This window comes from Limimaricola cinnabarinus (assembly GCF_002723615.1).
In the GTDB taxonomy this organism is placed as follows: domain Bacteria; phylum Pseudomonadota; class Alphaproteobacteria; order Rhodobacterales; family Rhodobacteraceae; genus Limimaricola; species Limimaricola cinnabarinus_B.
On the sequence record NZ_KZ304964.1, the window covers coordinates 1 to 24,511 of the forward strand.

Annotated in this window: 21 protein-coding genes and 1 pseudogene; 14 read left to right on the plus strand and 8 right to left on the minus strand. The window is 66.0% G+C overall.

Annotation, left to right across the window (positions count from 1 at the left end):
* A partial coding sequence (locus CJ301_RS12885; protein WP_162620517.1) for a hypothetical protein occupies positions 1 to 289 on the plus strand: 289 nt, incomplete at its 5' end.
* A gap of 392 nt (positions 290 to 681) precedes the next feature.
* On the opposite strand, the gene CJ301_RS12890 is transcribed toward CJ301_RS12885, so the two are convergent.
* The gene (locus CJ301_RS12890; protein ID WP_099277808.1) at positions 682 to 1,380 is read right to left on the minus strand and encodes a hypothetical protein; all 699 of its coding nucleotides are present in this window, start codon (positions 1,378 to 1,380) and stop codon (positions 682 to 684) included.
* Between the two features lie 715 nt (positions 1,381 to 2,095).
* On the opposite strand from CJ301_RS12890, the gene CJ301_RS18760 reads away from it, so the two are divergent.
* The gene (locus tag CJ301_RS18760) at positions 2,096 to 2,266 is read left to right on the plus strand and encodes a hypothetical protein (protein WP_162620518.1); all 171 of its coding nucleotides are present in this window, start codon (positions 2,096 to 2,098) and stop codon (positions 2,264 to 2,266) included.
* Between the two features lie 603 nt (positions 2,267 to 2,869).
* On the opposite strand, the gene CJ301_RS12895 is transcribed toward CJ301_RS18760, so the two are convergent.
* Entirely contained in the window at positions 2,870 to 3,172 is a 303-nt protein-coding gene (locus CJ301_RS12895) for a hypothetical protein (RefSeq protein WP_099277809.1), read from the minus strand.
* Between the two features lie 1,381 nt (positions 3,173 to 4,553).
* Positions 4,554 to 4,862, minus strand: a complete 309-nt coding sequence (locus tag CJ301_RS18770) for a hypothetical protein (RefSeq protein WP_162620520.1) — start codon at positions 4,860 to 4,862, stop codon at positions 4,554 to 4,556.
* 429 nt (positions 4,863 to 5,291) lie between these two features.
* Between CJ301_RS18770 and CJ301_RS12900 the strand changes: the two genes are divergently transcribed.
* The 3 genes from CJ301_RS12900 to CJ301_RS12905 are packed head-to-tail and all read left to right on the plus strand — an operon-like array spanning position 5,292 to position 6,625.
* Positions 5,292 to 5,555: a hypothetical protein gene (locus tag CJ301_RS12900; RefSeq protein WP_099277810.1), complete on the plus strand. Its 264-nt coding sequence runs from the start codon at positions 5,292 to 5,294 to the stop codon at positions 5,553 to 5,555.
* A gap of 45 nt (positions 5,556 to 5,600) precedes the next feature.
* Positions 5,601 to 5,741 (plus strand): hypothetical protein, encoded by a 141-nt coding sequence (locus CJ301_RS18775; RefSeq protein WP_162620521.1) that lies wholly within the window; start codon positions 5,601 to 5,603, stop codon positions 5,739 to 5,741.
* Positions 5,741 to 6,625, plus strand: a complete 885-nt coding sequence (locus CJ301_RS12905; protein WP_099277811.1) for a recombinase family protein — start codon at positions 5,741 to 5,743, stop codon at positions 6,623 to 6,625. Before CJ301_RS18775 ends, CJ301_RS12905 begins: the two co-directional genes overlap by 1 nt.
* 235 nt (positions 6,626 to 6,860) lie before the next feature.
* On the opposite strand, the pseudogene CJ301_RS19305 reads toward CJ301_RS12905, so the two are convergent.
* The 3 genes and pseudogenes from CJ301_RS19305 to CJ301_RS12920 all read right to left on the minus strand — a co-directional run.
* Positions 6,861 to 6,968, minus strand: a pseudogene (locus tag CJ301_RS19305) (LysR family transcriptional regulator); the annotation flags it as partial.
* 73 nt (positions 6,969 to 7,041) lie between these two features.
* Positions 7,042 to 8,421 (minus strand): L-fucose:H+ symporter permease, encoded by a 1,380-nt coding sequence (gene fucP / locus CJ301_RS12915; RefSeq protein ID WP_216823294.1) that lies wholly within the window; start codon positions 8,419 to 8,421, stop codon positions 7,042 to 7,044.
* A gap of 634 nt (positions 8,422 to 9,055) precedes the next feature.
* Positions 9,056 to 10,255: an ROK family transcriptional regulator gene (locus tag CJ301_RS12920; RefSeq protein WP_099277813.1), complete on the minus strand. Its 1,200-nt coding sequence runs from the start codon at positions 10,253 to 10,255 to the stop codon at positions 9,056 to 9,058.
* A gap of 145 nt (positions 10,256 to 10,400) precedes the next feature.
* Here CJ301_RS12920 and CJ301_RS12925 point away from each other — a divergent pair, with 145 nt between their 5' ends.
* From CJ301_RS12925 to CJ301_RS12935, 3 genes are all read left to right on the plus strand, one after another.
* Positions 10,401 to 11,423, plus strand: coding sequence for a sugar ABC transporter substrate-binding protein (locus tag CJ301_RS12925; RefSeq protein WP_099277814.1), 1,023 nt, complete (start codon positions 10,401 to 10,403; stop codon positions 11,421 to 11,423).
* Between the two features lie 139 nt (positions 11,424 to 11,562).
* On the plus strand, positions 11,563 to 12,627 hold the full coding sequence (locus CJ301_RS12930) for an ABC transporter permease (protein WP_099277815.1): 1,065 nt from the start codon (positions 11,563 to 11,565) through the stop codon (positions 12,625 to 12,627).
* Positions 12,624 to 13,418 (plus strand): ATP-binding cassette domain-containing protein, encoded by a 795-nt coding sequence (locus CJ301_RS12935; protein WP_099277816.1) that lies wholly within the window; start codon positions 12,624 to 12,626, stop codon positions 13,416 to 13,418. Before CJ301_RS12930 ends, CJ301_RS12935 begins: the two co-directional genes overlap by 4 nt.
* A 516-nt stretch (positions 13,419 to 13,934) precedes the next feature.
* Here the strand turns inward: CJ301_RS12935 and CJ301_RS12940 are convergent.
* Positions 13,935 to 14,846 (minus strand): helix-turn-helix domain-containing protein, encoded by a 912-nt coding sequence (locus CJ301_RS12940; RefSeq protein ID WP_099277817.1) that lies wholly within the window; start codon positions 14,844 to 14,846, stop codon positions 13,935 to 13,937.
* 126 nt (positions 14,847 to 14,972) lie between these two features.
* Between CJ301_RS12940 and CJ301_RS12945 the strand changes: the two genes are divergently transcribed.
* On the plus strand, positions 14,973 to 16,493 hold the full coding sequence (locus tag CJ301_RS12945; RefSeq protein ID WP_099277818.1) for a GMC oxidoreductase: 1,521 nt from the start codon (positions 14,973 to 14,975) through the stop codon (positions 16,491 to 16,493).
* Between the two features lie 15 nt (positions 16,494 to 16,508).
* On the plus strand, positions 16,509 to 17,360 hold the full coding sequence (gene aroE / locus CJ301_RS12950) for a shikimate dehydrogenase (RefSeq protein ID WP_099277819.1): 852 nt from the start codon (positions 16,509 to 16,511) through the stop codon (positions 17,358 to 17,360).
* A gap of 665 nt (positions 17,361 to 18,025) precedes the next feature.
* Here the strand turns inward: aroE and CJ301_RS12960 are convergent.
* On the minus strand, positions 18,026 to 19,072 hold the full coding sequence (locus CJ301_RS12960; RefSeq protein ID WP_162620522.1) for a LysR family transcriptional regulator: 1,047 nt from the start codon (positions 19,070 to 19,072) through the stop codon (positions 18,026 to 18,028).
* Positions 19,073 to 19,415: 343 nt separating this feature from the next.
* Between CJ301_RS12960 and CJ301_RS12965 the strand changes: the two genes are divergently transcribed.
* From CJ301_RS12965 to folD, 4 genes are all read left to right on the plus strand, one after another.
* Positions 19,416 to 21,836: a GcvT family protein gene (locus CJ301_RS12965; RefSeq protein ID WP_099277821.1), complete on the plus strand. Its 2,421-nt coding sequence runs from the start codon at positions 19,416 to 19,418 to the stop codon at positions 21,834 to 21,836.
* 70 nt (positions 21,837 to 21,906) lie between these two features.
* Entirely contained in the window at positions 21,907 to 22,665 is a 759-nt protein-coding gene (locus CJ301_RS12970) for an electron transfer flavoprotein subunit beta/FixA family protein (RefSeq protein ID WP_099277822.1), read from the plus strand.
* Complete coding sequence (locus tag CJ301_RS12975) at positions 22,665 to 23,591, plus strand: electron transfer flavoprotein subunit alpha/FixB family protein (protein ID WP_099277823.1); 927 nt, start codon at positions 22,665 to 22,667, stop codon at positions 23,589 to 23,591. The genes CJ301_RS12970 and CJ301_RS12975 overlap by 1 nt, the downstream gene beginning before the upstream one ends.
* Positions 23,588 to 24,499, plus strand: coding sequence for a bifunctional methylenetetrahydrofolate dehydrogenase/methenyltetrahydrofolate cyclohydrolase FolD (folD, locus tag CJ301_RS12980; protein ID WP_099277824.1), 912 nt, complete (start codon positions 23,588 to 23,590; stop codon positions 24,497 to 24,499). The genes CJ301_RS12975 and folD overlap by 4 nt, the downstream gene beginning before the upstream one ends.
* Positions 24,500 to 24,511 lie beyond the last annotated feature (12 nt).

The following is a 24,511-nucleotide window of genomic DNA, read 5'->3' on the forward strand; positions in this document are numbered from 1 at the left end:
TGCGGAGCTGCTGCGGCTTTGCGCCGGTCATCCGCTGCAGAGCCATGCGGCGGCGGACGGCTTCATGGCCGCCTTCGAGCTCTTGCAGCACGAGGCCTTGGGCAGCGAGGCCGTGCTGGACCTCGTGGCGGCGTGCAGGCAGGCGCCTGTGTCGTCCAGGCCTATCTCGCCGTTCGGGGGTCAGGCCGATCCGGGCGGCGCGGCTGAAGCGAATGCGGTACGGGATGCCGAAGGCGAGGCGTCAGGCAGTGACGCTGCGCCGCCTGCCCTCCCGGAGCCAGGGTTCTGATCGGAGCCATCTAGGCTCCATGGCCGAGGAAGGACAGATGGGAGGGGCACGGCAATCACGCCCTTCGCCGCAGGCAGGGTCGAGCTGGAGCGGGATTGGTCCGAACGCGACATCGTGCGTTCCGAACATTGCAGATATCGCGGTGGTATTACATCTGGCGCGTCGGGACGATCCTGCCATGGACGCCTGTTCATCAGCCGCGAAATGCCCATTGCTGCCGAAGCAGGCAGAAAGGTCGACCGGAGGCCACGCAGGTCGAGGCCTTGTGTCCTGACGCGGCCTTCGCCACCAGCGACCGGCCAGGTCTTCTTTGTGCCAGCTTGGTAGCACGTAACCGCAGGCCGGGACCGGCATCAGACGTGTCCCGGCCTGCATTGATGCTGTTCGGTCGATCACCCGGACTTGGCGGCCAAGGGTTCGGAGTCCCAACCCGCAAATCCCGCAGGCAGCGCGGCCGGCGGCAGATCGTCGAGGGCAATATCAAGGTAGTCGCGCAGGGTGGTCCCGCTGGCCAGGCAGTGGTCGGCGAGTTCTGCGAGCACGCCGGACAAGGCTTGGACATTCTTTCCAGCCAAGATATCCACCTTCGAGACCAGATCACTCATCCGGAAATCACGGGCGCGTCCCTCGAGTTCGCCGGGGCTCCAGATCCTGGTCATGTCCGGGTGGCTCATGGCCGTGCGCAATCGCGCTGCGAGCGTTGGGCAGGTCGCCGCGATCTCGTCCATGCAGGGGCAAAGCTCCGCCTCGTCCTGCGCCTCCTGCAGCGCCACGACGATGGTCCGGTCGGAAATGCCGTATCCGGCTGCTTCCGAAATCAGCTCGCCATGTGAGATGCACACGTGGCTCCAGAACCGGATGACGGGCCGAAGGTCGAGATGGGCCGGGTCGATCGAGAGGCGTTCGAGCACGAGGTCGATGTTGGCCTGCTCGAGGCGGCCCATCTGCTCGATGTCCAACCGCTCCATGGCGGGGTCGGCATCCTGCCCGTCAGACGCGGCGGCGGGCAGGGTCGTCGCCTGACCTGGTATGGCGGTGCTTGACGTGAGCTCGGTGCGGTCGCTACCGCAAGGGTGGGTCTTGTCGTTCATGACACGGTCCTTCTTTCGCTGATCTTGCCCGCGGGGATGCGGTATGAGACCGTGCGTATGGAAACGAGAGCCGGGTGGTCGTGATTGCCGTCGTCGTCACCCGGCTCGCTGTCCAGCCGCAGTCGGCCAAGATCGACAATCCCATGCGGTGCCGCGACCCGACAATGGGTTCTGGGCCTGCCCGTCTTCTGTTCATGTGGATAACCGGCTTCCGGGCTTTGAAGCGGTATGCATCAGGCATGCTACATGCCGATCGCCAGACGCTCACTTGGGGTAGCCTCCAAAGGCGCCGGCAGCGGTACTGGATAGCATCGCCGATTTCTTTGGACTGGCTTTGCCAGTCAGCGCGCCATCCGCCCAGCCCACCGACACCCGTCTGGCCATAAGATCCATACCGCGTCTGAGGAGATGATCCAAATGGGGTGGTTCAGCGAGGGCCTCGCTCGGTCGGCGGACTCCCTTCAGATGCCGCCTTGTCGACTTCAGGGCTTGAATCATCCACCCCAAACGAAGAGATCGCACTGAACTCGTCTGGCGTGCGCTTGCGAACCGATGCACCGGATTGTGCCCCTCTTGCCGGGGTCGCCGCCCGGCTCGCTACGATCCATGCCGGATCGATCCCGCCGCCCGTCTTGGCGTGTTCCCGAGCCGCCTGCGCGAGAGGATCGCTGCGCGCACGTTCTATGCATTGCACCGCCCCGGTGACCGCGGCTGAGTGATCCCGGCGTTTCAGTTCGCCAGCGCGACGGAGTTGGCCGGTTTCGCGCAGGTGCTGCCTGCGCTCCGTGCCGATATCCATCCGGTGGAGCTCGAACGCTTTCTGATGCTGCCGCAGCCCGACCTCGAAGATGCGTCCGAACCGGAAGACGAGCCCGTCATCGCCTGATCAAGGCCTGACCGACACCGGATCCGCGTTACAGATGGCCCGCCCCCCACGGCGCCGGAGGGGGGCGGCTGCGCATGCCGAGGCCTCGGCGCGCCTGATCAGACCATCCGAACCGTTACACTCGAGCCTTGCCGAGCCCTCCGAAGAGGCGTGCGACCCCGCGATCGGTGGCGATGGAGGCGGGTCTACGGGACCAGATCATCCCGCAGAAGGGAGAGTGGCGCGCCCGGAGCGAGGCCGTGCCCGCACATGACGATCTGTGAAGGATTCCATAAAAACGTATAAATATCAGGAGGTAACAGCGCGTTGTTAAAGCTGGGAGCACTGTAACGCGTAACACTCCTGTAACGCTTTTTGTAACGCTCCGTGTTACGGTCCAACCCACTGATTCCTATGCCATTTCTTATATATTTATCTATATGTAACAGTAAAAATAGATATATATATATATATATAGAAGAAGAGAGAGGAGGAGAGAGAGTAATAGAGAGGTATATATATATATATTCCCCGGGGAGCCGTAACACCGTTACGCTTTGGGTTAAGGCCATGATCTTGCTGGGAAAAAACCGTAACAGACGCCGTTACCATCCGTTTTGGCTGTCACACTCCGGTTCCGGACCCTCGCTTCGCCCGGTTGGCGACCAGCCCGACCAGTATGGCGAGGGCGGCGAAGGCGTAGGCGGGCCAGGCCTCGCTGTGGCGCGCCACGTAGTTGGCGAAGGCCAGCCCGCGGGCTTGGTCGACAGCATGGAAGATCGGGTTCCAGGTGACCCATGCGAGGAAGCCGCCGGGCAGGGCGTTGGCGACGAACATCGCGCCCGAGGTGACCATGCCCACCCGCATCCAGCCCATCGCCGCCATCGAGGCGAGCCCGGGCGCGCGCGCCTTGATCCGCAGGAGCACCAGCCCGATCCCGAGACCCGAGACCCGAGATCCAGCTTGCCGCGAGCAGCGGCAGCGGCGCGGTCATCGCGGCCTCGATCGACGAGACCAGCGCGTGGTAGGCGAGGATGAGCCCGGCGGCCGAGACCAGCTGCAGGTAGGCCGCGCCGATCGAGCCGCCGGTGGCCTGGATCAGCGGGTCGGTGCGGTAGAGCCGCCCGGCGGACAGGACGTCGGCGCTCGACATCGCCGCGCTCATCGCCTTGGCGTGGAGGTTGAACAGGAAGACCCCGGTCAGCAGGTAGGCCAGCAGGTCGCCGCGCAGCCCGACGCCGCCGAGCCCGGTCAGGCGCGCCAGCACCAGGAAGCCCCCGACCAGCATCGCGTTCTGCACCGCGGCCTCGATCAGCGCGCGACCGAGGGTCCTGCCTGCCGGGCGATCTCGCGAACCGCGGCCTCGCGCAGCGTCCAGCCGATCTCGCGCATCGCCCCGAGCCTGCCTGCCGTGATCTCCCGCGATGCCTTCCGAATCCGAACCGGCCTTACCGTTGCGGCCGCGCTTCCAGGGGAGGTCCCGCACGGGCTGTGTCTTCTGCGAGCTGGCCGACGACCAAGGCCACCAGAGCCTGCTGCACGTCGTTGCGAACGAGACCGTGCAGGCCTCCGAGCGATCGTTCAGGTGGTCGGCATGGAGATGCTCGCCGAGTATTGTGCAGCGCCGGTGTCGGTGGAGTTCGGTCTCGAACCTGGTTGGGCTCGGAAGATCCTGACCGTGTGCCACGACGCAGTACGAGGCGAATGGCGGTCGGAATGCCATAAGCTCCTGAAGGAGATCACCATCGACGGGAAGTCGGTCGCCTGCGATCGCCGTCAGGGCCGAAAAGAGAGGCCAGGAGTGGGCAAGGATGCGCACATAGCGGAAGGGGACACGGAAAGCCGGAGTTGCGCCTCCAGCACCCCTCTCCGTGGCTCAGCGGGCCATGCGCAGACAAGGGCGCAGTAACGGGACGAACCGGCTCGACACTTTTCCTCGCAACCCGACCCTTTTCCGCCAAGGATAAGCTCGGCTCGCTCCCGCTCAGTCTCGAGGTCTGCGACGGCGTGATCCATCGCCTGGTGATCCGCCTCGCTCTCGGCTCACACCTGGCCTCCGGCGCATCGTGGCGGCCGATCCACGAGGCGTCCATCTACGCCCGGCCCCGCCCAGATCCACGCCGTCTTGCGGCGGGTGATCCCCTGCGAAAGCCCCAGCGACGTCATTTCACCCAGAATTGCCAGCGTCGTTTTCACGGTGATCCTCATCAAGTCCGCAAGCAGCGTCGAGGAAAGGACCGGCGCGTTGCCTGCCCGGCAGTTTACGAAACTTTTCCCAGATCCGGCGATCCGGTTTCACGGAAGCAGGTCAGCAAGGCCCGGCCCCATTCCAGTGCCGCGCATTCCGGTGCCGCACGGTCGCGACCGGCTCGTCTGACGCCCTCAGGGCGCGAATGAGGCTCAGCACCAATTCGGAACCGGTCGGGTCGACGTCCTGGCTTCCATTCAGTGCAACGCGTGGAAGCAGTTCGTCCTTGAAGGTCCAGATGCCCTTGCCTGTACCCGCCATGGCCTTTGCCAGCCCGAGTTCCGGACGCCGAGGGTTGCCGAGCTCGGGCTCACCCCAAGCCATCGCCTTCAGCCGCGCAGCAAGGACTTCAGGCCGCAGGGAGGTCAAGACCGTGCTTGGGGTATTTCACTGCCCCTGAACACCATATAACAAGTCATTGTTATATATAATATATTACATTCTCATGAGGATGCAGATGATCATTTTCAATTGCTTGAGTGGGTTGCCGACGTGTTTCATCCGATCGTTTGAAAATGGTTCTGAAGGAGGGGCCCCCTCCAATCCGATGATGCACTACAGATGGAATCGGGGTCTCGGTTTCGTTCCGCACCCTTGGATGCAAGGCGACTGGCACACGTCGCCTCTCTTCCCCTGCCGTTTCGGCCCGAGTTGCACGTTCCCTACAGGCGCTTTCAAACGACCGGTTTCTTCAGTATAGTTGAATTGGATGGGCCATGTTCTGGCAGCCGCAAGAGGGCTCGATCGATGGTAACGTCCATCTCGCCTGCATTCGCAGGCCGAACCAAAGGATTCAGCATGACCACGTTCCCAAGCCATCGGACCAAGATCAATCGCGCCATGCGGCTGGCCAAGGTTGGCGAGCACAGGACTACCGCTGAGGCCTTACTTCGTGCCCTCCCCGAGAGCGTGATAGCACGCGTCACCGGGCATGAGCTCGCCGAGCTTCTCGATGCCGTGTGGAAGCTCTCCCAAAACTCCATAGCGAGTGCGGAAACCGAGATCGATAGCGACGGCGGGGTCTGCGACGAGGACAAGCAGGCATTCCGGGAGCTGGCTTAATGACCGCAGTCGCTGCGGTGCAGATCTAGCGAGAAAGAGATCATCATGGACCTCCCTTCCCCTGCCCTCGAGCCGATGCCGCGCGAGGGGTTCGCCCGGATCGCCGAACATCTGAGCGAGGTGCCGAGCGGCTCGCCATTCCAGGAGATGGTTGAGGTCGTGTTGTGCGATGAGATGGCGCGCTGATGGCACTCATAGGCTACGCCCGCGTCTCGACCGACCTTCAAGACACTGCGGCACAGCGCCGCGAACTGAAATCGGCAGGCTGCACCGAGATCCACGAGGAGTTCGCCTCGGGCGCCGCGCGCGCCCGGCCGGTCCTCGCGAAGCTCGTGGCGAACCTCGGCCGCAGTGATGTGCTGGTCGTGGTGCGCATCGACCGCCTAGCACGCTCGCTGTCGCACCTGCTCGAGGTCATCGAGACGCTGGAAGCCCGCGGGGCGCATTTCCGATCTCTGGGCGATCCGATCGACACGACCTCGCCGCAGGGCAAGTTCACGCTGCAGATCCTCGGCGCGACGGCCGAGTTCGAGCGGGCACTGATCCGCGAGAGGACGATGGCGGGGCTGGCATCGGCACGGGAGAAGGGCCGCGTCGGCGGCAATCCGGGCCTGCGGGACCGCGACCCGGAGGCGATCGCCAAGGTCAGCCGGGCGCGCGACCGCAGCTACTTCGACAAGCTTAACGAGGAAGCCCAGCAGTGGCTGCCCGCCGTCCGGCAGTTCCGGCCGCGGCTCCCTTGGGAGGACGTCGTGCGGATCATCAACAGCCGGCATCCAAGCGCGAAGCCTTGGACCGTCGAGCGGCTGCGGCGCGCCGCCGGACGATTCGTGAAAGACGGGCTGCTGGATCGTGCCGTGCTCGGCCGCGCCCCGCCCGCGCAGAAGGACGACCGACTGCTCGCGATCATAGCGGGCATCAAGAGCTCGGCGCCAGAGATCACGCTGCAGCAGATCGCGGCGCGGCTCGAGGCGATGCGGGAGCCGACGCCGCGGGGGCGCTCGAAGTGGGCGACGTCGTCGGTGGCGCACCTGCTGGAACGGGCGCGGCTGGTGGGGCTGATAGAGTGAGCACCCACCGGTGGCACCGGCGGAGCGGTCGCTTCTGGTGACGTAGAAGCTTTGATCCTCTGCGCGAAGGCCCATAGCTGAAGTAGCCTTGCAATTGAGCCGCCAGAACGAAACCCAATTCCAGAACTGCAGGCTGCTCGAAGATCGGCCCGGCCTCGACCGATGGCACGAACAGCCCGCCCTTGCGCTCGAAAAGGCGCAGCCCGAGCGACTCCTCGGTGTGCTTGACCAGCCGGCTGATGCCGGGCGCCGAGACACCCAGCAGCGTGGCCGCGCCGTTGATGGTGCCGGTCATCATCACGGCACGCACCACTTCGACCTGACGCAGGGTCATGTCCCGCATGTCGTACTCCTCCCCGTCCGCCGCACAGGGTTAGACAACACGGCGGCGGGGCAATTGCGAAATTCGGCCGCTCTCAGGCTGGTCGGGCCGCCCCGCCGCGCACGGCGGCGAAGTCGAACAGCCCGTAACCCATCACGATCAGAAAGGCCGCGGCCGGCACCACATATGAGAAGGTCGCGCCGGCGACATCGATCACCGCGCCTTGCACCAATGGCAGCAGCGCGCCACCCAGGATCGCCATCACCAGTCCGGCCGAACCGAACTTGGTATCCTCGCCCAGCCCCTCGAGGGCGATGCCGTAGATGGTCGGGAACATCAGCGACAGGCAGGCCGAGATCATCACCACGGCCCACAGGCCCGACAGGCCCGGCACCAGCGCGGCATAGAGCGCAAGCCCTGCCCCCGCCAGCGCCAAGCCGGCCAGCAGCAGCGCAGGTCGGACGAAACCCATCACCCAGACCATCGCGAAGCGCGATACAAGGAACACCAGCAGGCTGGCTTGCAGATACCAGCCGGCCCCGGCCTCGTCGGTGCCGATCGCCGCCATCGCGTACTGCAGGGTGAAGGTCCAGACGCAGGTCTGGGCCGCGACGTTGAAGAACTGTGCCACCACGCCGAAGCTGTAATGGCGGTTCTTGAGGAGCCGCTTCAGCGTCGCCCCGAAATGCAGCTCGTGTCCGGCCTCGAGTTCGCGCTCGCTTGGCGTGGGCATGCGGCTGAGCGCGATCGCGATCCAGATCGCGACCAGCACCACGGCAAATCCGACATAGGGGACCATCACCGCCTGCAACTCCTCGGCGCGCAGCGCCCGCAGCGCGTCCGCTCCCATCGCGGCGCGCGCGTCCGCGTCGGCGGTGTTCAGATTGGGCAGGATCAGCGCCGCCGAGAGAAACACGCCAATATTGGTGCCGACCGGATTGAAAGCCTGGGCGAGGTTGAGTCGGCGCGTGGCGTTGCCCTCCGGTCCCATGGCGATGACGAAGGGGTTGGCCGACGTCTCCAAGATCGACAGCCCGCCCGCCAGCAAGAACAGCGCTACCAGAAAGAAGCCATAGGTCATGGCGATGCTGGCCGGATAGAACAGGAAGGCGCCTGCGATGGCGCAGCCCAGCCCGACCAGGATGCCGGTCTTGTAGGAGTAACGTCGATTGATGAAGGCTGCCGGCAGGGCCAGACAGAAATAGGCGCCGTAGTAGGCGAACTGCACCAGCGAGGACTGCAAGGCGCTCATCGAGAAGATCTTGGAAAAGACTTGCACAAGCGGGTCGGTCATGTTGGCCGCGATGCCCCAAGCGGCAAAACAGGTGACGATGAGCATGAAGGGCAGCTTCATGCCGGCATGCAGGAATCGTGTCGGCTGGTTCATGTGTTCTCCCTCTCTAGCCTCCGGGCACCGCGGCCACACGTGGGACCGCGGTTGCGCGGCGCCTTTTGGAAGCGTCCGCCGGGACATGCCAGTGCCGAAGGGCCCGAGCCGTCGACTGCGGGCATAATATTTCTCGCGGAATGACGAATTAGGGACAGTGTTCCGCCTATACTGCCTTCGATGCGCTTTTTAGGCGATCGCTTACGCGCCCCATTACTACGGATGAGAGAGCGCTGATTCACAGTGTGGAGTGCGTCGGGCCAATGCAGATCGGCGCCAGTTGGACCAGCCTACTCGAGTGCTGCACGAACCTACTTCCGGAGAGCTGGACCGCCGGATCTGGGAGGGTTCTCGTAAGCTGCCGGGTATGCAACGCGAGGAAGACCGATGCGGACATCTCGGTTCGGCAAACAGCAGATCGCCTTCATCTTGAAGCAGGCGGACAACCTTCGGCACTGCGAGATCGCGCCAAGTGGATGTCGAGCGCGGGCGTTGCCCAGACTGACATGTCCCGTGACTTCGAGCGCGAAGGGCTTCGAGACCAAGGGTGGGCGGCCCGATCTGATGCTGCAAACGGTCTCTGCGCTACCGCAACGCAGGCGCATATGGCAGTCGAGCCACGTGCAGGGGCACTGGGTTGCATGAATGGCAATCGACGTGCCATCGCCCATGACTACAGTAGGGTGGCTCGCCAACGACATCGAGCTTGTCGCACCCGGTCTCAACCGGTGGTAAACCCCGAATGGGTGTTGAGCAGGAACTGCGCGAAGATCGGTGCGCAGGCGGCGCCGAGACCGCGCGCATTGCCACCCACCGCGCCAGCCTCGATCCGTGGTGGGATCAAGCCGCGCAGATCGACCCGGTCGAGCCCCGCCCTGACCCGTTCCACCAAGGATGCGCGCACCTGCTCGGGAAAGCCGCCATCGATCAGCACCGCCTCGAAGTCGATGACCGCGCAGACCGTGGCGGCGGCGCGCGCCAGCTCTTCGCCCGCCTCGTCGAGCCAGGGCTCGATCACGTCGCTCATGCCGGACCAGTCCTGCGGCAGGCTCCACAGCCGCGCCGGGTCGTGGCCGGCCGCCTCGAGCCGCCGCTCGAGCATGTGCAACGAGGCCGTGTCGATAAGCTGCGCCGGCCGGCCCGCGGCGTCGCGCGTCGGCAACGACCCCATGGCCCCGGCATTGCCGCGCGCGCCCTCGAACACCGAATGGTTCAGCACCACGCCGCCGCCGATGAAGGAGCCCACGAAGAAATAGGCGTAGTCGCGAAACGCCCGCCCCCTTCCATAGACATGCTCTGCGCGACAGGCGGCGGTGGTGTCGTTGTCGACGAAGACGGGAAAGGCCGAGAACCGGCCGATCTCGGCGGCGAAATCGAAACCGCGCCAGCCGTCGAGCGCCGCTGGCGGCGCGCCGATCGTCTCGGGCCAGATCCAGAGCTCATGCGGCCGGGCGACGCCGATCCCGGCGACCCGGTCGCGCAGCCGCGCCGGCAGCCGTGCCAACAGATCCTCGATGCCCGCTTCGAGAAACCGCATGATGCCGGCGGGATCGGGATAACGGTAGGTGTCGTGCAGCTGGCCACGTGGCTGGCCCAGCAAGTCGACGATCAGCAGATCGGCGCTGCGACGCCCGATCTTGAGCCCGATCGAGAAGGCCCCGTCCGGATCGAGCCCCACTGGGACGCGCGGCTTGCCGACGCGCCCACGCTGCGGCGTGCCGCGCAACACCATGCCATCCTCGTCGAGACGGCGCAGGATCACCGAGACGGTCTGGGGAGAGAGGCCCGAAAGCCGCGCCAGATCGCTGCCGGGCATGGGACCATGTCGTTGCATCAGGCTGAGCAGCAGCCGCTCGTTGTGATCGCGCAATCCGCGCTGGTTCGCCCCGCCCGCGAGACTGCGCACTTCGGATCCGTTCATCCGATATCCTCCCTGCCCCAATCATGCAGCACATTCAATTAGTAAATCAACTGGATTTATTTATTGACTGGCCGGCAGAATCGACGCTAACGTTCGGTCAATCCGGTGTTGAGGAGCGCCGGTGTCATCTGGGAGGATATTGACGATGAAACGACTTTTCGCGGGGACCGCGCTTGCCTTGATCGCTGCGGGTGCGGCGCAGGCCGAAAGCCACATGCAGGACGTCTCGGCCTGCCTGATCACCAAGACCGACACCAACCCGTTCTTCGTGAAGATGCGCGAGGGCGCGCAGCAGGCCGCCGACGAACTCGGCATCACCCTGAACAGCTATGCCGGCACCATCGACGGTGACCACGAAGCGCAGGTCGACGCGATCGAAACCTGCATCGCCAACGGCGCCTCCGGCATTCTGATCACGCCGTCAGATACTTCGGCGATCGTCAGTTCGGTACAACAAGCGCGGGACGCGGGCCTTCTGGTGATCGCGCTTGATACGCCGCTCGACCCAATCGACGCCGCCGACGCCACCTTTGCCACCGACAACTTCCTCGCAGGCGAACTGATCGGCAAATGGGCCGCCGCCAAGCTGGGCGATGAGGCCGCGAACGCCAAGATCGCGATGCTCGACCTCGGCGTCAGCCAGCCTTCGGTCGACGTGCTGCGCGATCAGGGATTCCTGACCGGCTTCGGCATCGATACCAAGGATCCGAACAAGTGGGGCGATGAGGACGACCCGCGCATCGTCGGCAACGACGTGACCGCCGGCAACGAGGAAGGCGGTCGCACGGCGATGGAGAACCTTCTCGCCAAGGACCCCGAGATCAACGTCGTCTACACCATCAACGAGCCCGCCGCCGCGGGGGCCTACGAGGCGCTCAAGGCGATCGGCCGCGAGAACGACGTGCTGATCGTCTCGGTCGATGGCGGCTGCCCCGGCGTCCAGAACGTCGCTGACGGCGTCATCGGCGCCACCTCGCAGCAATACCCGCTCGAGATGGCCAGGCTCGGCATCGAGGCGATCGCCCAATATGCCGAGGACGGCACCTTGCCCGAGAACACCGAAGGCAAGGACTTCTACGACACCGGCGTGAAGCTCGTCACCGACGAGCCGGTCGAGGGTGTCGAGTCGATCTCGGTCGAGGAAGGCCAGGAGCTCTGCTGGGGCTGAGCCCCGCCGGGATCATTCCATCCTGCGCGTCTTCGGGCGGCGCAGGATGTCCCTGACGGGGCGGGCCCCGCGCCCGCCCCGATGACGAGGGGCCGCGCGAGGGGGCGTGCCCTGCCACACGCCACGGGAGGGGCGCGCCATGACAGATAGCGATCACTACGAAACCTCGGTGCGCGAGAAACGCGCCGAGACGGTGGCAGAGTTTCAGGATCACCGCAGAAGTCCGCTGCACCGCATTCAGCACCTGCTGCACGTCACGCCGGCGCTGGTGCCGCTGATCGTGCTGCTGGTCTCGATCATCGTCTTCGGGCTGCTGCTGGGCTCGCGTTTCTTCTCGCCCTTCGCGCTGACGCTGATCCTGCAACAGGTGCAGATCGTCGGCATTGTCGCCGCCGCGCAGAGCCTCGTGATCCTGACCGCGGGCATCGACCTGTCGGTCGGCGCGATCATGGTGCTGAGCTCGGTGGTGATGGGCCAGTTCACCTTTCGCTACGGCATCCCCGCCCCCGTTGCCGTCGCCTGCGGCCTTGCCGTCGGCACGGCCTGCGGCTTCCTCAACGGCTGGCTCGTTTCGGTGATGCGGCTGCCGCCCTTCATCGTGACGCTGGGCAGCTGGCAGATCTTCCTCGCCACCAACTACCTCTATTCGGCCAACGAGACGATCCGCGCGCAGGAGATCGAGGCCGAGGCACCGATCTTGCAGTTTTTCGGCGCCAAGTTCGAGATCGGCGGCGCGGTCTTTACCGTCGGCGTGGTGTTCATGATCGCGCTGATCGTGTTGCTGGGCTGGGTGCTGCGCCATACCGCCTGGGGCCGGCATGTCTATGCGGTGGGCGACGACGCCGAGGCGGCGCAGCTATCGGGCGTCAACGTCAAGCGCACCCTCGTCTCCGTCTACATGCTGTCGGGGCTGATCTGCGCCTTCGCCGGCTGGGCGCTGATCGGGCGCATCGGCTCGGTCTCGCCCACGTCCGGCTACGATGCCAACATCGAGAGCATCACCGCCGTGGTGATCGGGGGCATCTCGCTCTTCGGCGGACGCGGCTCGATCATGGGTTCGCTGTTCGGCGCGCTGATCGTGGGGGTGTTCTCGCTCGGGCTGCGCCTGCTCGGGGCCGACGCGCAGTGGACCTATTTCTTCATCGGCGTGCTGATCATCGCCGCCGTGGCCGTGGACCAATGGATCAGGAAGGTGTCGGCATGAACATCGAACAGAAACGCGAACCCATCCTCAAGGGCCGAAATCTCGTCAAGCGTTACGGCAAGGTGGTCGCCCTCGATCACTGCGACTTCGACCTCTACCCGGGCGAGATCCTCGCGGTGATCGGCGATAACGGCGCCGGCAAATCGACGCTGATCAAGGCGCTTTCGGGCGCGGTACAGCCCGACGAGGGCGAGGTCACGCTGGAAGGCCGGCAGGTCCATTTCCACTCGCCCAACGACGCGCGCCATGCCGGCATCGAGACGGTCTACCAGCAGCTGGCGATGTCGCCCGCCCTGTCGATCGCCGACAACATGTTCATGGGGCGCGAGCTGCGCAAACCGGGATTCCGGGGCAAGTGGCTGCGCCAGCTCGATCGCCCGGCGATGGAGAAGTTCGCCCGCCAGAAGCTGAACGACCTCGGGCTGATGACGATCCAGAACATCAACCAGGCGGTCGAGACGCTGTCGGGCGGGCAACGGCAGGGCGTGGCAGTGGCGCGCGCGGCGGCCTTCGGCTCCAAGGTGATCATCCTCGACGAACCCACCGCCGCGCTTGGCGTCAAGGAGAGCCGGCGGGTGCTGGAGTTGATCCTCGACGTAAAGTCGCGCGGCATCCCGATCATCCTGATCTCGCACAACATGCCGCACGTGTTCGAACTGGCGGACCGGATCCACGTGCATCGCCTGGGCCAGCGGCTTTGCGTCATCGACCCAAAGAAGCATTCGATGTCCGACGCCGTTGCTTATATGACGGGCGCGAAGGAACCAGAAGACGAGTTCGAGGCCGCGTGACGAATGGCGTTGCGGACCGCCCAGATGCACCGACCGCGCAATTCGATCCAGCGTGACGGGAAAGCTGATCGGGCCGTGACACCCCAAAACCGACGAAGATGCGGTAGTAAAGGCCCGTCCCCCCGGCAGTTCGAGGCGAACTCGGCTGCGTACATCCGTGGCGGCCTGGGCCTTCCACCACCGCCCAACATGGCTGGCCATACTTCCGAGTGGGGTGGTCGCTGCCAGCGCGAAACCAGTAGCCGTGCTGGCAATCAGCAAATATAGCTACTGCCTGACGCACGATGTGCGAAGATAAGAAAATCGGCTGTAATGGGAGGGTAAGCTGGCTGCGGACGGCATAAGGGTCATCTAAGTATTCCCGATCGTAAGTATTTCCGCTCAGTGAGCTGCACGACTGCGTCCTGCTTGAACTCGTCGTTGAATCTGTTGCTGCTCAGCAATTGCCTCTTTGTCTCCAGATTGGCGAAGAATACGCCCACGAACCAAGGGGCCTTTTAGTTCCGAGGCAGCCCCTTACCCGGCCGTTCCGCGCTGCATCGGAAACGCCCCAGTTGGAATTGCTGGCCCCGGGGCATGGAACTCCCGGCGATAGCTGGTCGGCGTGCGACCGGTGGTGGCGCGGAATGTCCGCGCGAAGTGGGCGGCGTCGTGAAAGCCGCATCTCTCGGCGATGGAGGCCATCGGCAGGTCGGTGCGGTTGAGCATCGCCGAGGCCCGACCGACCCGCAGGCGGGTGACGTATTCGCTAATCGACAGCCCGGTGCTGCGCTTGAAGATGCGCTGAAGCTGGCTTTCGGACAGATGTGCGGTCTCGCAGAGCGGCGCGAGACGGATCGGCTGGTCGAAGCGCGCATGGAGATCGGCCAGCACCCGCTCCATCCGGCGGCGGTCGCGGGACATCTCGGCCGCGTCCATGGCACCCGGCGAAAGCGTGCGGCGGTCGGGGGCGGCGGCGAGATTTAGCAGTAGGCCGGTCAGTTCAAGCGCGCGCTCGGCCTGCGGCCGGTCGCAGAGCCGGAGCATCCGGCTCCGCAGCGCCGCTGCCGTCGCCGGGCCGAAATGCACGCCCTGCGAGGCCTCGCCCAGTAGCGCGCCGATGGCGCCGAGCTCGGGCATCAGCGCGAGCAGGCCGCGCGCCCAGTCGACGGTGAACCAGCATATGATGGCGCGGTGTTCCGTGGCGCCCTCGGCCAAGTGATGCGACTGCCAGGCATGCGGCAGATCGGGACCGATCAGTGCCAGGTCGCCATCGGCATAGGGCGCCACGTCGCCGCCCACGAAGCGCGTGCCGTGCCCGCCGAGGGTCAGCGTCAGCTCGTATTCCGGGTGGTGATGCCAGTTGAAGGCGAACTCCGGCAGCCGCCGGTCGTAGACCAGGCAGGACTGGCCCGCCGGAATCGTCACTTTTTCGAACCACGGCCGCATGATGCCCTCCTCGATGATGCGGTGATCCTACAAAAAGCTGCCGGAGTCGGGAATGGTACGGTCCCGGGCGCCCCGGTAGTCTGGCGCTTGCAAGGGGAGCGAGGGGTATCGGACATGCCGAGCCGGATGGACAATCCCGATGTCGTGGTGATCGGCAGCGGCGTCGGCGGCGGATCCGTGGCGCTCAAGCTGGCCGAGGCGGGGCTGCGGGTGCTGATCCTCGAACGCGGCGGGCCGCTTCCCAACGAGCCCGCGTTGAACGACGCCGAGGCGGTCTTCGTGCAAAACCGATATCGCACCACCGAGGAATGGCAGGACGGTACGGGCCGCCGCTACCGCCCCGGTCAGTACTACTTCCTGGGCGGGCACACCAAGTTCTACGGCACCGCCATGTTCCGCTTCCGCGAATGCGATTTCGACGCGGTGCCGCATGAGGACGCGATCTCCCCGGCCTGGCCTATCAGCTATGCCGACCTCGAGCCGCATTACGCCGAGGCCGAGCGGCTGTTCGGCGTGCGCGGGCAGGCCGGGGCCGATCCGACCGAGCCGCCCCGCAGCGGCGGCTACGCGCACGCGCCGGTGCCGCACGAACCGCTGATCCGGCGCATGGCCGACCGGCTCGAGCGGGCCGGCCTGACACCGTTCCCGATGCCGTCCGCGATCGATTACGGCCCCGGCGGCGCCTGCCGGCGCTGCGGCACCTGCGATGCGTTCGGCTGCCGCTTCGGCGCCAAGGGGGATGCCGAGACCCGGCTGCTGGGACGGCTGCGCGGCCGCGCCAATGTCGAGATCCGCACCGAGGTCAGGGTGACCCGGCTGATCCACGACGCCGAGGGCCGCCGGATCGTCGCCGCCGAGGTCGAGGAGCACGGCGCGCCCGACCGGATCAAGGCGCCGCTTTTCGTGCTCAGCGCCGGCGCGATCAATTCGGCGCTGATCCTGCTGCGCTCGGCCAGCGCGCGCTGTCCCGACGGGCTGGCCAACCGCTCGGGCGTGGTCGGGCGCTACCTGATGAACCACCACCTGACCGGGCTGATGGGCGTGCTGCCCTGGACGGTGAACGACACGAGGTTTCCCAAGACCCTGTCGGTGAACGACTTCTACCACGGCATCGCGGGCGATCCGCTGGCGCGCGGCAACATCCAGATGCTGGGCAACATCAGGGGGCCGATGATCCGCGCCGCCTATCCGCGCACGCCGCGCGCCGCGGCCGACTGGCTGGGCCGCCACAGCGTCGACTGGTTGGTGATGTCCGAGGACCCGCCGCGGGCGTCGAGCCGGGTGCGGCTGTTGGCCGACGGCACGCCGGAGGTGACCTGGCACCCGGCCGACCGAAAGGCGCATGACCGGTTCGTGCGCCACGCCCGCGGGCTGCTGCGCCGGATCGGCTTCCCGCTCGTGCTGCGCCACAGCTTCGGCATCGAGGCGCCGTCGCATCAATGCGGCACCGTCCGGATGGGCGCCGATCCCGCCAGCTCGGCGCTCGACCCGTTCTGCCGTGCGCATGATCATCCGAACCTCTACGTCGTCGATGCCGGCTGCTTCCCGTCCTCGGCAGCCGTTAACCCCGCGCTGACCGTGGCCGCCCAGGCGCTGCGGGTCGGTGCGCATCTGTCCTCGAGCTTCGCCGCCATCGCGGCCGCCTGACACGGAGACCTCCCCATGCCGCATGATTTCCTGCAACCCTTGGTCGGCTCCTTCGCCATGCCCGCGGGCGAGAACCCCACCGTGGCGATGATCGAGGCCGCGTTCCGGCATCACGGACTGAACTGGCGCTACATCAACTGCGAGGTGGCGCCACGGGACCTCGGCGACGCCGTCAGGGGGGCGCGGGCGATGGGCTGGCGCGGCTTCAACTGCTCGATCCCGCACAAGGTGACGGTCATCGAGCATCTCGACGGCCTCGGCCGCTCAGCGGAGATCATCGGGGCGGTGAACACAGTCGTGCGGCACGAGGACGGGCGGCTGATCGGCGAGAATACCGACGGCAAGGGATTTGTCCGGGCGTTGTCCGAGGTGACCGAGCCGTCGGGCCAGCGCGCGGTACTGTTCGGCGCCGGCGGCGCGGCCCGGGCCGTCGCGGTCGAGATGGCACTGGCGGGCGTCTCCCACATCACCGTGGTCAACCGCAGCCCCGCCCGCGGCGAGGCCGTGGCTCGACTGATCGACGACCGGACCCCCGCCTCGGCGGAGTACCGGCCCTGGGAGGGCAGCTTCCGTGTCCCGCAGGGCACCAGGCTTGTCGTCAACGCCACGTCGGTTGGTCTCTACCCCGATGTCGATGCCACGCCGGACATCGATCACGACAGCCTGACGCCGGACATGGTCGTGGCCGACGGCATCCACAACCCGCCGCTGACGAAACTCTTGAGGGCGGCGCAGGCGCGCGGCTGCAAGACCGCGGACGGTCTGGGCATGCTCGTCGGTCAGGGGGTGATCGGCCTGAAACACTGGACCGGCATCGATGCCGATGCCGGTGTCATGCGGCGGGCGCTTCGGGATCTTGGCCTATAGGCGGTCAGGTTCAAGAACTATCGCCGGACAATAACTTCGGCCCCACGGCGGACCCGCATCCTGAGGGACAGAGCCAACGCAAAGCTTCGCCGGGGGCACTATCTGCCCCCGGGCACTGGTGGGTCCGGGCCGTGCCAATTGCGACGCCGCGATGTCGCCAGCGGAGTGGGCCCAAGCGGATACAAAGCTCTCGGAAGCTGAAAGTACGGACGTGCGTCGAGCGCAACCGCCGCACTGTGCGGACGCTCATGATGTCCGATAATCTTGCCTTATCGGACACGACGATGATACATGCTTCGGCATGCGCGGATCTTCTGAGAGCCCCGATATGCGGCTCGCCCTGCCCCATCAAATTGCAGGCTCGGCCAGCCTTGACCGCATCGTCGACACGGCCTGCGGCTATGCCGACCACGCGGTCGTCGAGAACACCCGAACCGCCTACACGCGCGATTGGGCGGCCTTTGCCCGTTGGTGCCGGATGAAGGGTGCGAAAGCCCCGCCTGCTGGTCAGAGGGCCACACGGTCCGTGGTCCGCGGCCTCGAGGGAAGCTGTCGCTACAGTCGCACGGTTCGTGGATTCCGCAACGACAATGTCGAGATGTCGCGGACCTCTCGAACCACGTTGCCAAACATGGCATCAGCCGATGTTCGGGGCATCCGCCGCGCTACGGATCCTGTCCGGGCGCGCCGACCGGATCGAACGGATCTTCGTCGCCCCCCTGGATTTCGATCGCGCCGGCCAGCATCGGCGCGGCCTTCCCGAAATCCGGCACAAGCGTCTGGTGTAGCAGTGAGCGGCATTCGCTCGCCAGCTGCGCCGGGAGATTGCCGAGCTCTTCGCTTCTGGTGACCATGTAGATCTGCCGCGCGAGGCTGGCGAAGGGCAAGGGCGCGATGTCGATGCCCGAAACCAGCGAGCCCGCATCCAGCAGGCTCAGCGGCGTCGACAGCGTCCAGCCGCCGTTCTGCGCCACCGTGGCGATGACGGAGCGGGTGGATTCGAACGAAAACCGCCGCTGCGCATGAAATCCGACCCGCTTGAGATGCGCCGAGACCAGCCGCCCCATCGGCATGGCCTCGGAATATTGCACCAGCGGCAACCGGGTCAGCGTCTCGCGCCAATCCGCCTTGCGGTCATACTGGCCCTTGGCCGAGATCAGCACGAACTGCTCGCGTAGGAGCGGCAGGATGGTGAACCTGTGCATGGTGGTGGGCAGGATGCCCGTCACCGCGATATCGACATCCCGCGCCAGCAGCTTTTCCGTCACCTGATCCGAACGGCCCGAGAAGGTGGAGATGAAGCATTGCGGCAGCTGGCGTTGCAGCGACGAGGCGAGGACCGGGGTCAGCGAGGCGTCGAGATCGTCGATGATGCCGAGGTTCAAGACCGGCAGGCTGCGCAGGTTGAACTCCGCGAGATTGGCCTCCGCCGCCGAGACGGTCGACATGATACGGTGCGCATGGGTGCTCAGCACTTGCCCCGCGGGGGTGAGAAGGATCGGCCTGCCGTCGCGGTCGAAGAGCTTCGCGCCGACGTTCTGCTCCAGCGCGGTGATCTGCTGCGACACGTTCGATTTGCTCACCCCGAGCTTTTGCGCGGCACCCGCGACCGAGCGCGCTTCCTCCAGCGCGATGAAGGCGCGCAGCCCGCGCAGCGTCAGCCGCGTGATCGGCCTGTCCGGAATGGGAGGGGGTGTCGGTGTTTTTGCCATCGTCGTGCCTTGGGGGGTCCGTTGCGCGGGACTGTGCCTTCGCATCAAGCGCCGGTCGACCTCGAATCGTGCCGCGCGTCGCGGTGGCGGCGGCGTGGGGTGGTGCGATGCCGCCCTGGGGCGGCGATTCCGGCTTTGATCGCGGCGCAGGCAGCCTGATCGAAATTCCCTCGCTCGGAGAGCGCGGCGGTACCGGGTTCGCCCGCAAGGCCCGCCGGAGGGCCGCTTCGTTCAGGATATTTCCCGGTAGTGTTCTGTTTGCCTGAACATAGCATCGCCGCGATTGACCCAGCGACACATCGCCGCGCTACTTGTCACAAATCCGAAATGGTCAGAGGGCAAAATGAAAAATCAGACTCGTGTCGTCGTCATTGGCGGCGGTATCGCCGGATGCTCCACCCTTTACCATCTGACCCAGGAGGGATGGACAGATGTGGTGCTCGTCGAGAGAAACGAGCTGACATCCGGTACCACGTGGCATTCGGCGGCGCAGGTCACCAATTTCGGTGCGACGCAGACCATGGTCGGGCTCAAGACCCATTCCATCAAGCTTTACAAGGAACTGGCCGACGACCCTGAATATCCGATCAATTACCATCATGCAGATGGCGGCATTCGACTGGCCAATACCGAACGGCAAATGGAAGGCTATCGCCATTTCGCCAGCGTCGCGAAAGGCATGGGCGTCGATTTCGAAATCATCGATGCCGAGGAATGCGCGAAACGACACCCGCTCATTTCCACCGACAACCTTCTTGGCGGCCTTTGGGACCCGCTCGACGGCGACATCGACCCCGCGCAGCTGTGCCAGGCATTGGCGCGCCGCGCCCGCCTCGCCGGAGCCGAGGTCTACCGCAACACCCCGGTCACCGGGCTGACCCAGCACAAGGACGACAGCTGGACCGTGCACACCGAGCATGGCGACATCAATTGCGAGATCGTCGTCAACGCCTGCGGCTACCGGGTGAACGAGGTCGGCGCGATGATGGGCGTGCACCATCCCGTCGCCTCGATGGAGCACCAGTATTTCCTGACCGAGCCGATCAAGGCGATCGAGGAGGCGGGCTTCCGCATGCCGCTGCTGCGCTGCCCGATCAGCGATTACTACTGCCGCCAGGAGAAGAACGGCCTGCTGGTCGGCTTCTACGAGCAGGACTGCAAGACCTGGGGAATGGACGGGATCGACCCGAACTTCGTCAACGCGCTGTGCCCCGACGATCTCGACCGGGTGATGGACGTGCTCGAAGGCGCCTTCGAGCGAATGCCGGCGCTGATGGATGTGGGCATCCACTCCGTCGTCAACGGCCCGATCACCTACACCATCGACGGCGCGCCGCTGGTCGGCCCGATCCCCGGCAAACGCAACGCGTTTTGCATCATCGGCCTGCGCGCCGGTCTTGGCGAAGGCGGCGGCCATGGCTGGCTGCTGGCGCAGCAGATCGTGCATGGCGAGGCCTGCTACGACACCTGGGTCATCGACCCGCGCCGCTTCACCGGCCATGCCAACGTCGAGCTGACCGCATTGAAGGCGATCGAGGACTACCAGAACGAGTTCCGCTTCCACTTCCCGCATGAGCACCGCCCCGCGGGCCGCCCGGCCAAGACCACGCCGCTGACCCCGATCCTCGCCGCCGAGGGCGCCGAGTTCGGCACCGTCAATGGCTGGGAGCGCGTGGCCTATATCAAGCCGAGCCCCGATTTCGAGGAAACCCACAGCTTCAGGTTCAACGAGACCTTCCCCGTCGTGGCCAAGGAGATCGAAGCGGTGCGCACGGGCGTCGGCATGGCGGAGGTCAACGGCTTCAACCGCTTCGAGATCACCGGCCCCGGCGCGCGCGACTGGCTCGACACCATGGTCTGCGGCCGCATCCCGCGCAAGGATGGCAAGGTCGGCCTGACCTACCTCTTGAACCACCAAGGCAACGTGAAGGCCGAGGCGACGCTCGCCAATCTCGACGCTGATACCGTCTGGTACGGCTCCGCCGCGGCTTCCGAATACCATGACATGGACTGGCTGGAGGCGCATCTGCCCAAAGACGGCTCGGTGCAGATCCACTCGCTCACCAACGACTGGACGATCCTCGTGATCGCGGGACCCAAAGCGCGCGATGTTCTGTCCGGCGTGTCGCGTGGCGACTGGTCCAAGGCGGCCTTCCCGTGGCTCTCGGTGCGCCGCGCCTTCGTCGGCATCGCGCCCGCCGTGGTCATGTCGGTCAGCTTCTCGGGCGAGCTTGCCTACGAGATCCACGTGCCCAACAACCAGCTCTATGCCGCCTATCTGGCGCTGCGGGCCGAGGGTGAAAAGCACGGGATGACGCTGTTCGGCGGCCACGCGGTGGAATCGATGCGGCTAGAGAAGGGCTATCGCCACTGGAAGGCGGACCTGATCACCGAGTTCAACCCGATCGAAAGCGGGCTCGACCGTTTCGTGAAGATCGACAAGCCGGAGTTCATCGGCAAGGCGGCGCTCGAAGAGCAGCTCGCGGGCGGGCTGAAGCAACGCTTCGTCACCTTGGCGCTCGACTGCGACCATGCGCCTGCGCATGGCGGCGACGCCATCCTCGCCAATGGCAAGCCCATCGGGACCATCACCTCCGCCGGATGGGGCCACCGGATCGGCAAGAACCTCGCCATGGGGTTCCTGCACCCGGAATACGCCGAAGTGGGCACGGAGTTGCAGGTCGAGGTGATCGGCGAACCGGTCGCGGCGACCGTGATGGATCCGGGGCTCTACGACCCCGAGAACATCCGCATCAAGGGCTGATCCGAACGCGGCATTGACGCGAGCCGAGGCCTGGCCCGGCTCGCCCTCCCCCAAGACAGTAGGAAACGAAATGAAGATACTCGTGCCGGTAAAACGGGTGATGGACTACAACGTGCAGCCCCGCGTGAAGGCGGATGGCAGCGGCGTCGACCTCGCCAACGTGAAGATGTCAATGAACCCCTTCGACGAGATCGCGGTCGAGGAAGCGATCCGGCTCAAGGAGGCGGGCACGGCGACGGAGGTGATCGTCGTCTCGATCGGCGTGAAGCAGGCGCAGGACGCGCTGCGCACGGCTCTGGCCATGGGGGCGGATCGCGCGATCCTCGTGACTGCTGCCGACGACGTGCACAACGATATCGAGCCGCTCGCCGTGGCCCGGATCCTCGCCAAGGTCGCTGAGGCCGAAGGGGCCGATCTGGTCGTCACCGGCAAGCAGGCGATCGACAACGACATGAACGCCACCGGCCAGATGCTGGCCGCACGGCTCGGCTGGGGTCAGGCGATGTTCGCCTCCAAGCTTGAAGTCGAAGGCGGCGTCGCCAAGGTGACGCGAGAGGTCGATGGCGGTCTGCAGACCATCGAGGTGCCGCTCCCGGCCATCGTCAGCGCGGACCTGCGCCTCAACGAGCCGCGCTACGCCTCGCTGCCCAACATCATGAAAGCCAAGAAGAAGCCGCTCGTGGAGGCGACCGCCGCCGATTACGGCGTCGACGTGAGCCCGCGGCTCGAAGTCGTCTCGGTGCGCGAGCCGCAGGGCCGGCAGGCCGGGATCAAGCTCGGCTCGGTCAACGAGCTGGTCGGTCAACTCAAGGAAGCGGGGATCATCTGATGGCGGTTCTACTTGTTGCGGACATCACCAAGGGCGAATTGAACCGCGACGCCACGGCCAAGGCCGTGAGCGCGGTGCGGGATCTGGGCGCTGTGACGCTGCTTTGCGCCGGGGCCACGCCCGAGGCGGCAGCCGTGGCCGCGAAGATCGACGGCATCGCCCGCGTGCTGCTGGCCGAGGGCGCGCCATACGAGCGCCAGATGGCCGAGCCGCTGGCGGCACTGATCGCGGTGCTCGCGGGTGATTTCGAGCACATTGCCGCGCCCGCCACCTCCGGCGCCAAGAACGCGATGCCGCGTGTCGCGGGGCTTCTCGACGTGATGGTGATCCCCGACGTGCTCAAGGTGATCGACGCCGAAACTTTCGAGCGGCCGATCTACGCCGGCAATGCGATCCAGACCGTGCGTTCCAAGGACGCGACCAAGGTGCTGACCATCCGCACCACCGGCTTCGACGCCGCGGGCGATGGCGGCGCGGCGCAGGTCGAGACCCTGGCCGAGGTCGCCGATCCCGGCCTCGCGCGCTGGCTCTCAGACGAGGTCTCGAAGAGCGACCGGCTGGAGCTGACCTCGGCGGGCCGCGTGGTCTCGGGTGGGCGCGGCGTCGGTTCGGAGGAGAACTTCGCGCTGGTCGAGGGGCTGGCCGACAGTCTCGGCGCCGCCGTCGGTGCGAGCCGCGCCGCCGTCGATGCGGGCTATGCGCCGAACGACTGGCAGGTCGGGCAGACCGGCAAGGTCGTCGCCCCCGATCTCTACGTCGCGGTGGGCATCTCGGGCGCGATCCAGCACCTCGCGGGGATGAAGGACAGCAAGATCATCGTCGCCATCAACAAGGACGAGGAGGCGCCGATCTTCCAGGTCGCCGATTACGGCCTCGTCGGCGATCTGTTCGATCTCGTGCCCGAGCTGACGGGGGCGCTGAAATGAACATCCGCGAGACCACGCTTAGCGCCCGCATCGACGGCAAGGCCTTTGCCGCCGATGTGCGGACCCATGTCGCCGATCACGTGGCGGAGCTGAACTCCGAGCATGGGATCACGCCCGGCCTCGCGGTGGTGCTGGTGGGCGAGGACCCGGCCTCGGAGGTCTATGTGCGCAACAAGGCGCGCCAGACCCGCGAGACCGGCATGACCGGCTTCGAGCACAAGCTTTCGGCCGAGACGAGCCAGGCGGATCTGCTGGCGCTGCTGGCGCGGCTCAACGCCGATCCCGCCGTGCACGGCATCCTCGTGCAGCTGCCGCTGCCGCGCCATATCGACACAGAGGCGGTGCTGGCGGCGATCGACCCGGCCAAGGACGTCGACGGCTTCCACATCTCCAACGTGGGCCTTCTGGGCACCGGGCAGAAGGCGCTGGTCCCCTGCACGCCGCTGGGTTGTCTGATGATGCTGCGCGACCGGCTGGGCAGCCTCAAGGGGCTGAACGCGGTGGTGGTCGGGCGCTCGAACATCGTCGGCCGCCCCATGGCGCAGCTTCTTTTGCGCGATGATTGCACCGTGACCGTGGCGCACCGCCATTCGCGCGATCTCGCCGAGATCTGCCGCGGCGCGGACATCCTCGTAGTCGCCGTCGGCCGGCCCGGGATGATCAAGGGCGACTGGATCAAGCCCGGGGCCACGGTGATCGACGTCGGCATCAACCGGATCGAGGCCGAGGGCGGCAAGACCCGGCTGGTTGGCGATGTCGATTTCGACGCGGCGGCGCGGGTCGCGGGCGCGATCACGCCCGTGCCCGGCGGCGTCGGCCCGATGACCATCGCCTGCCTGTTGTCCAACACGCTGACCGCCTGCTGCCGCGCGCACGGCCTGCCCGAGCCGGACGGCCTGACCGCCTGACCGCCCGATCGC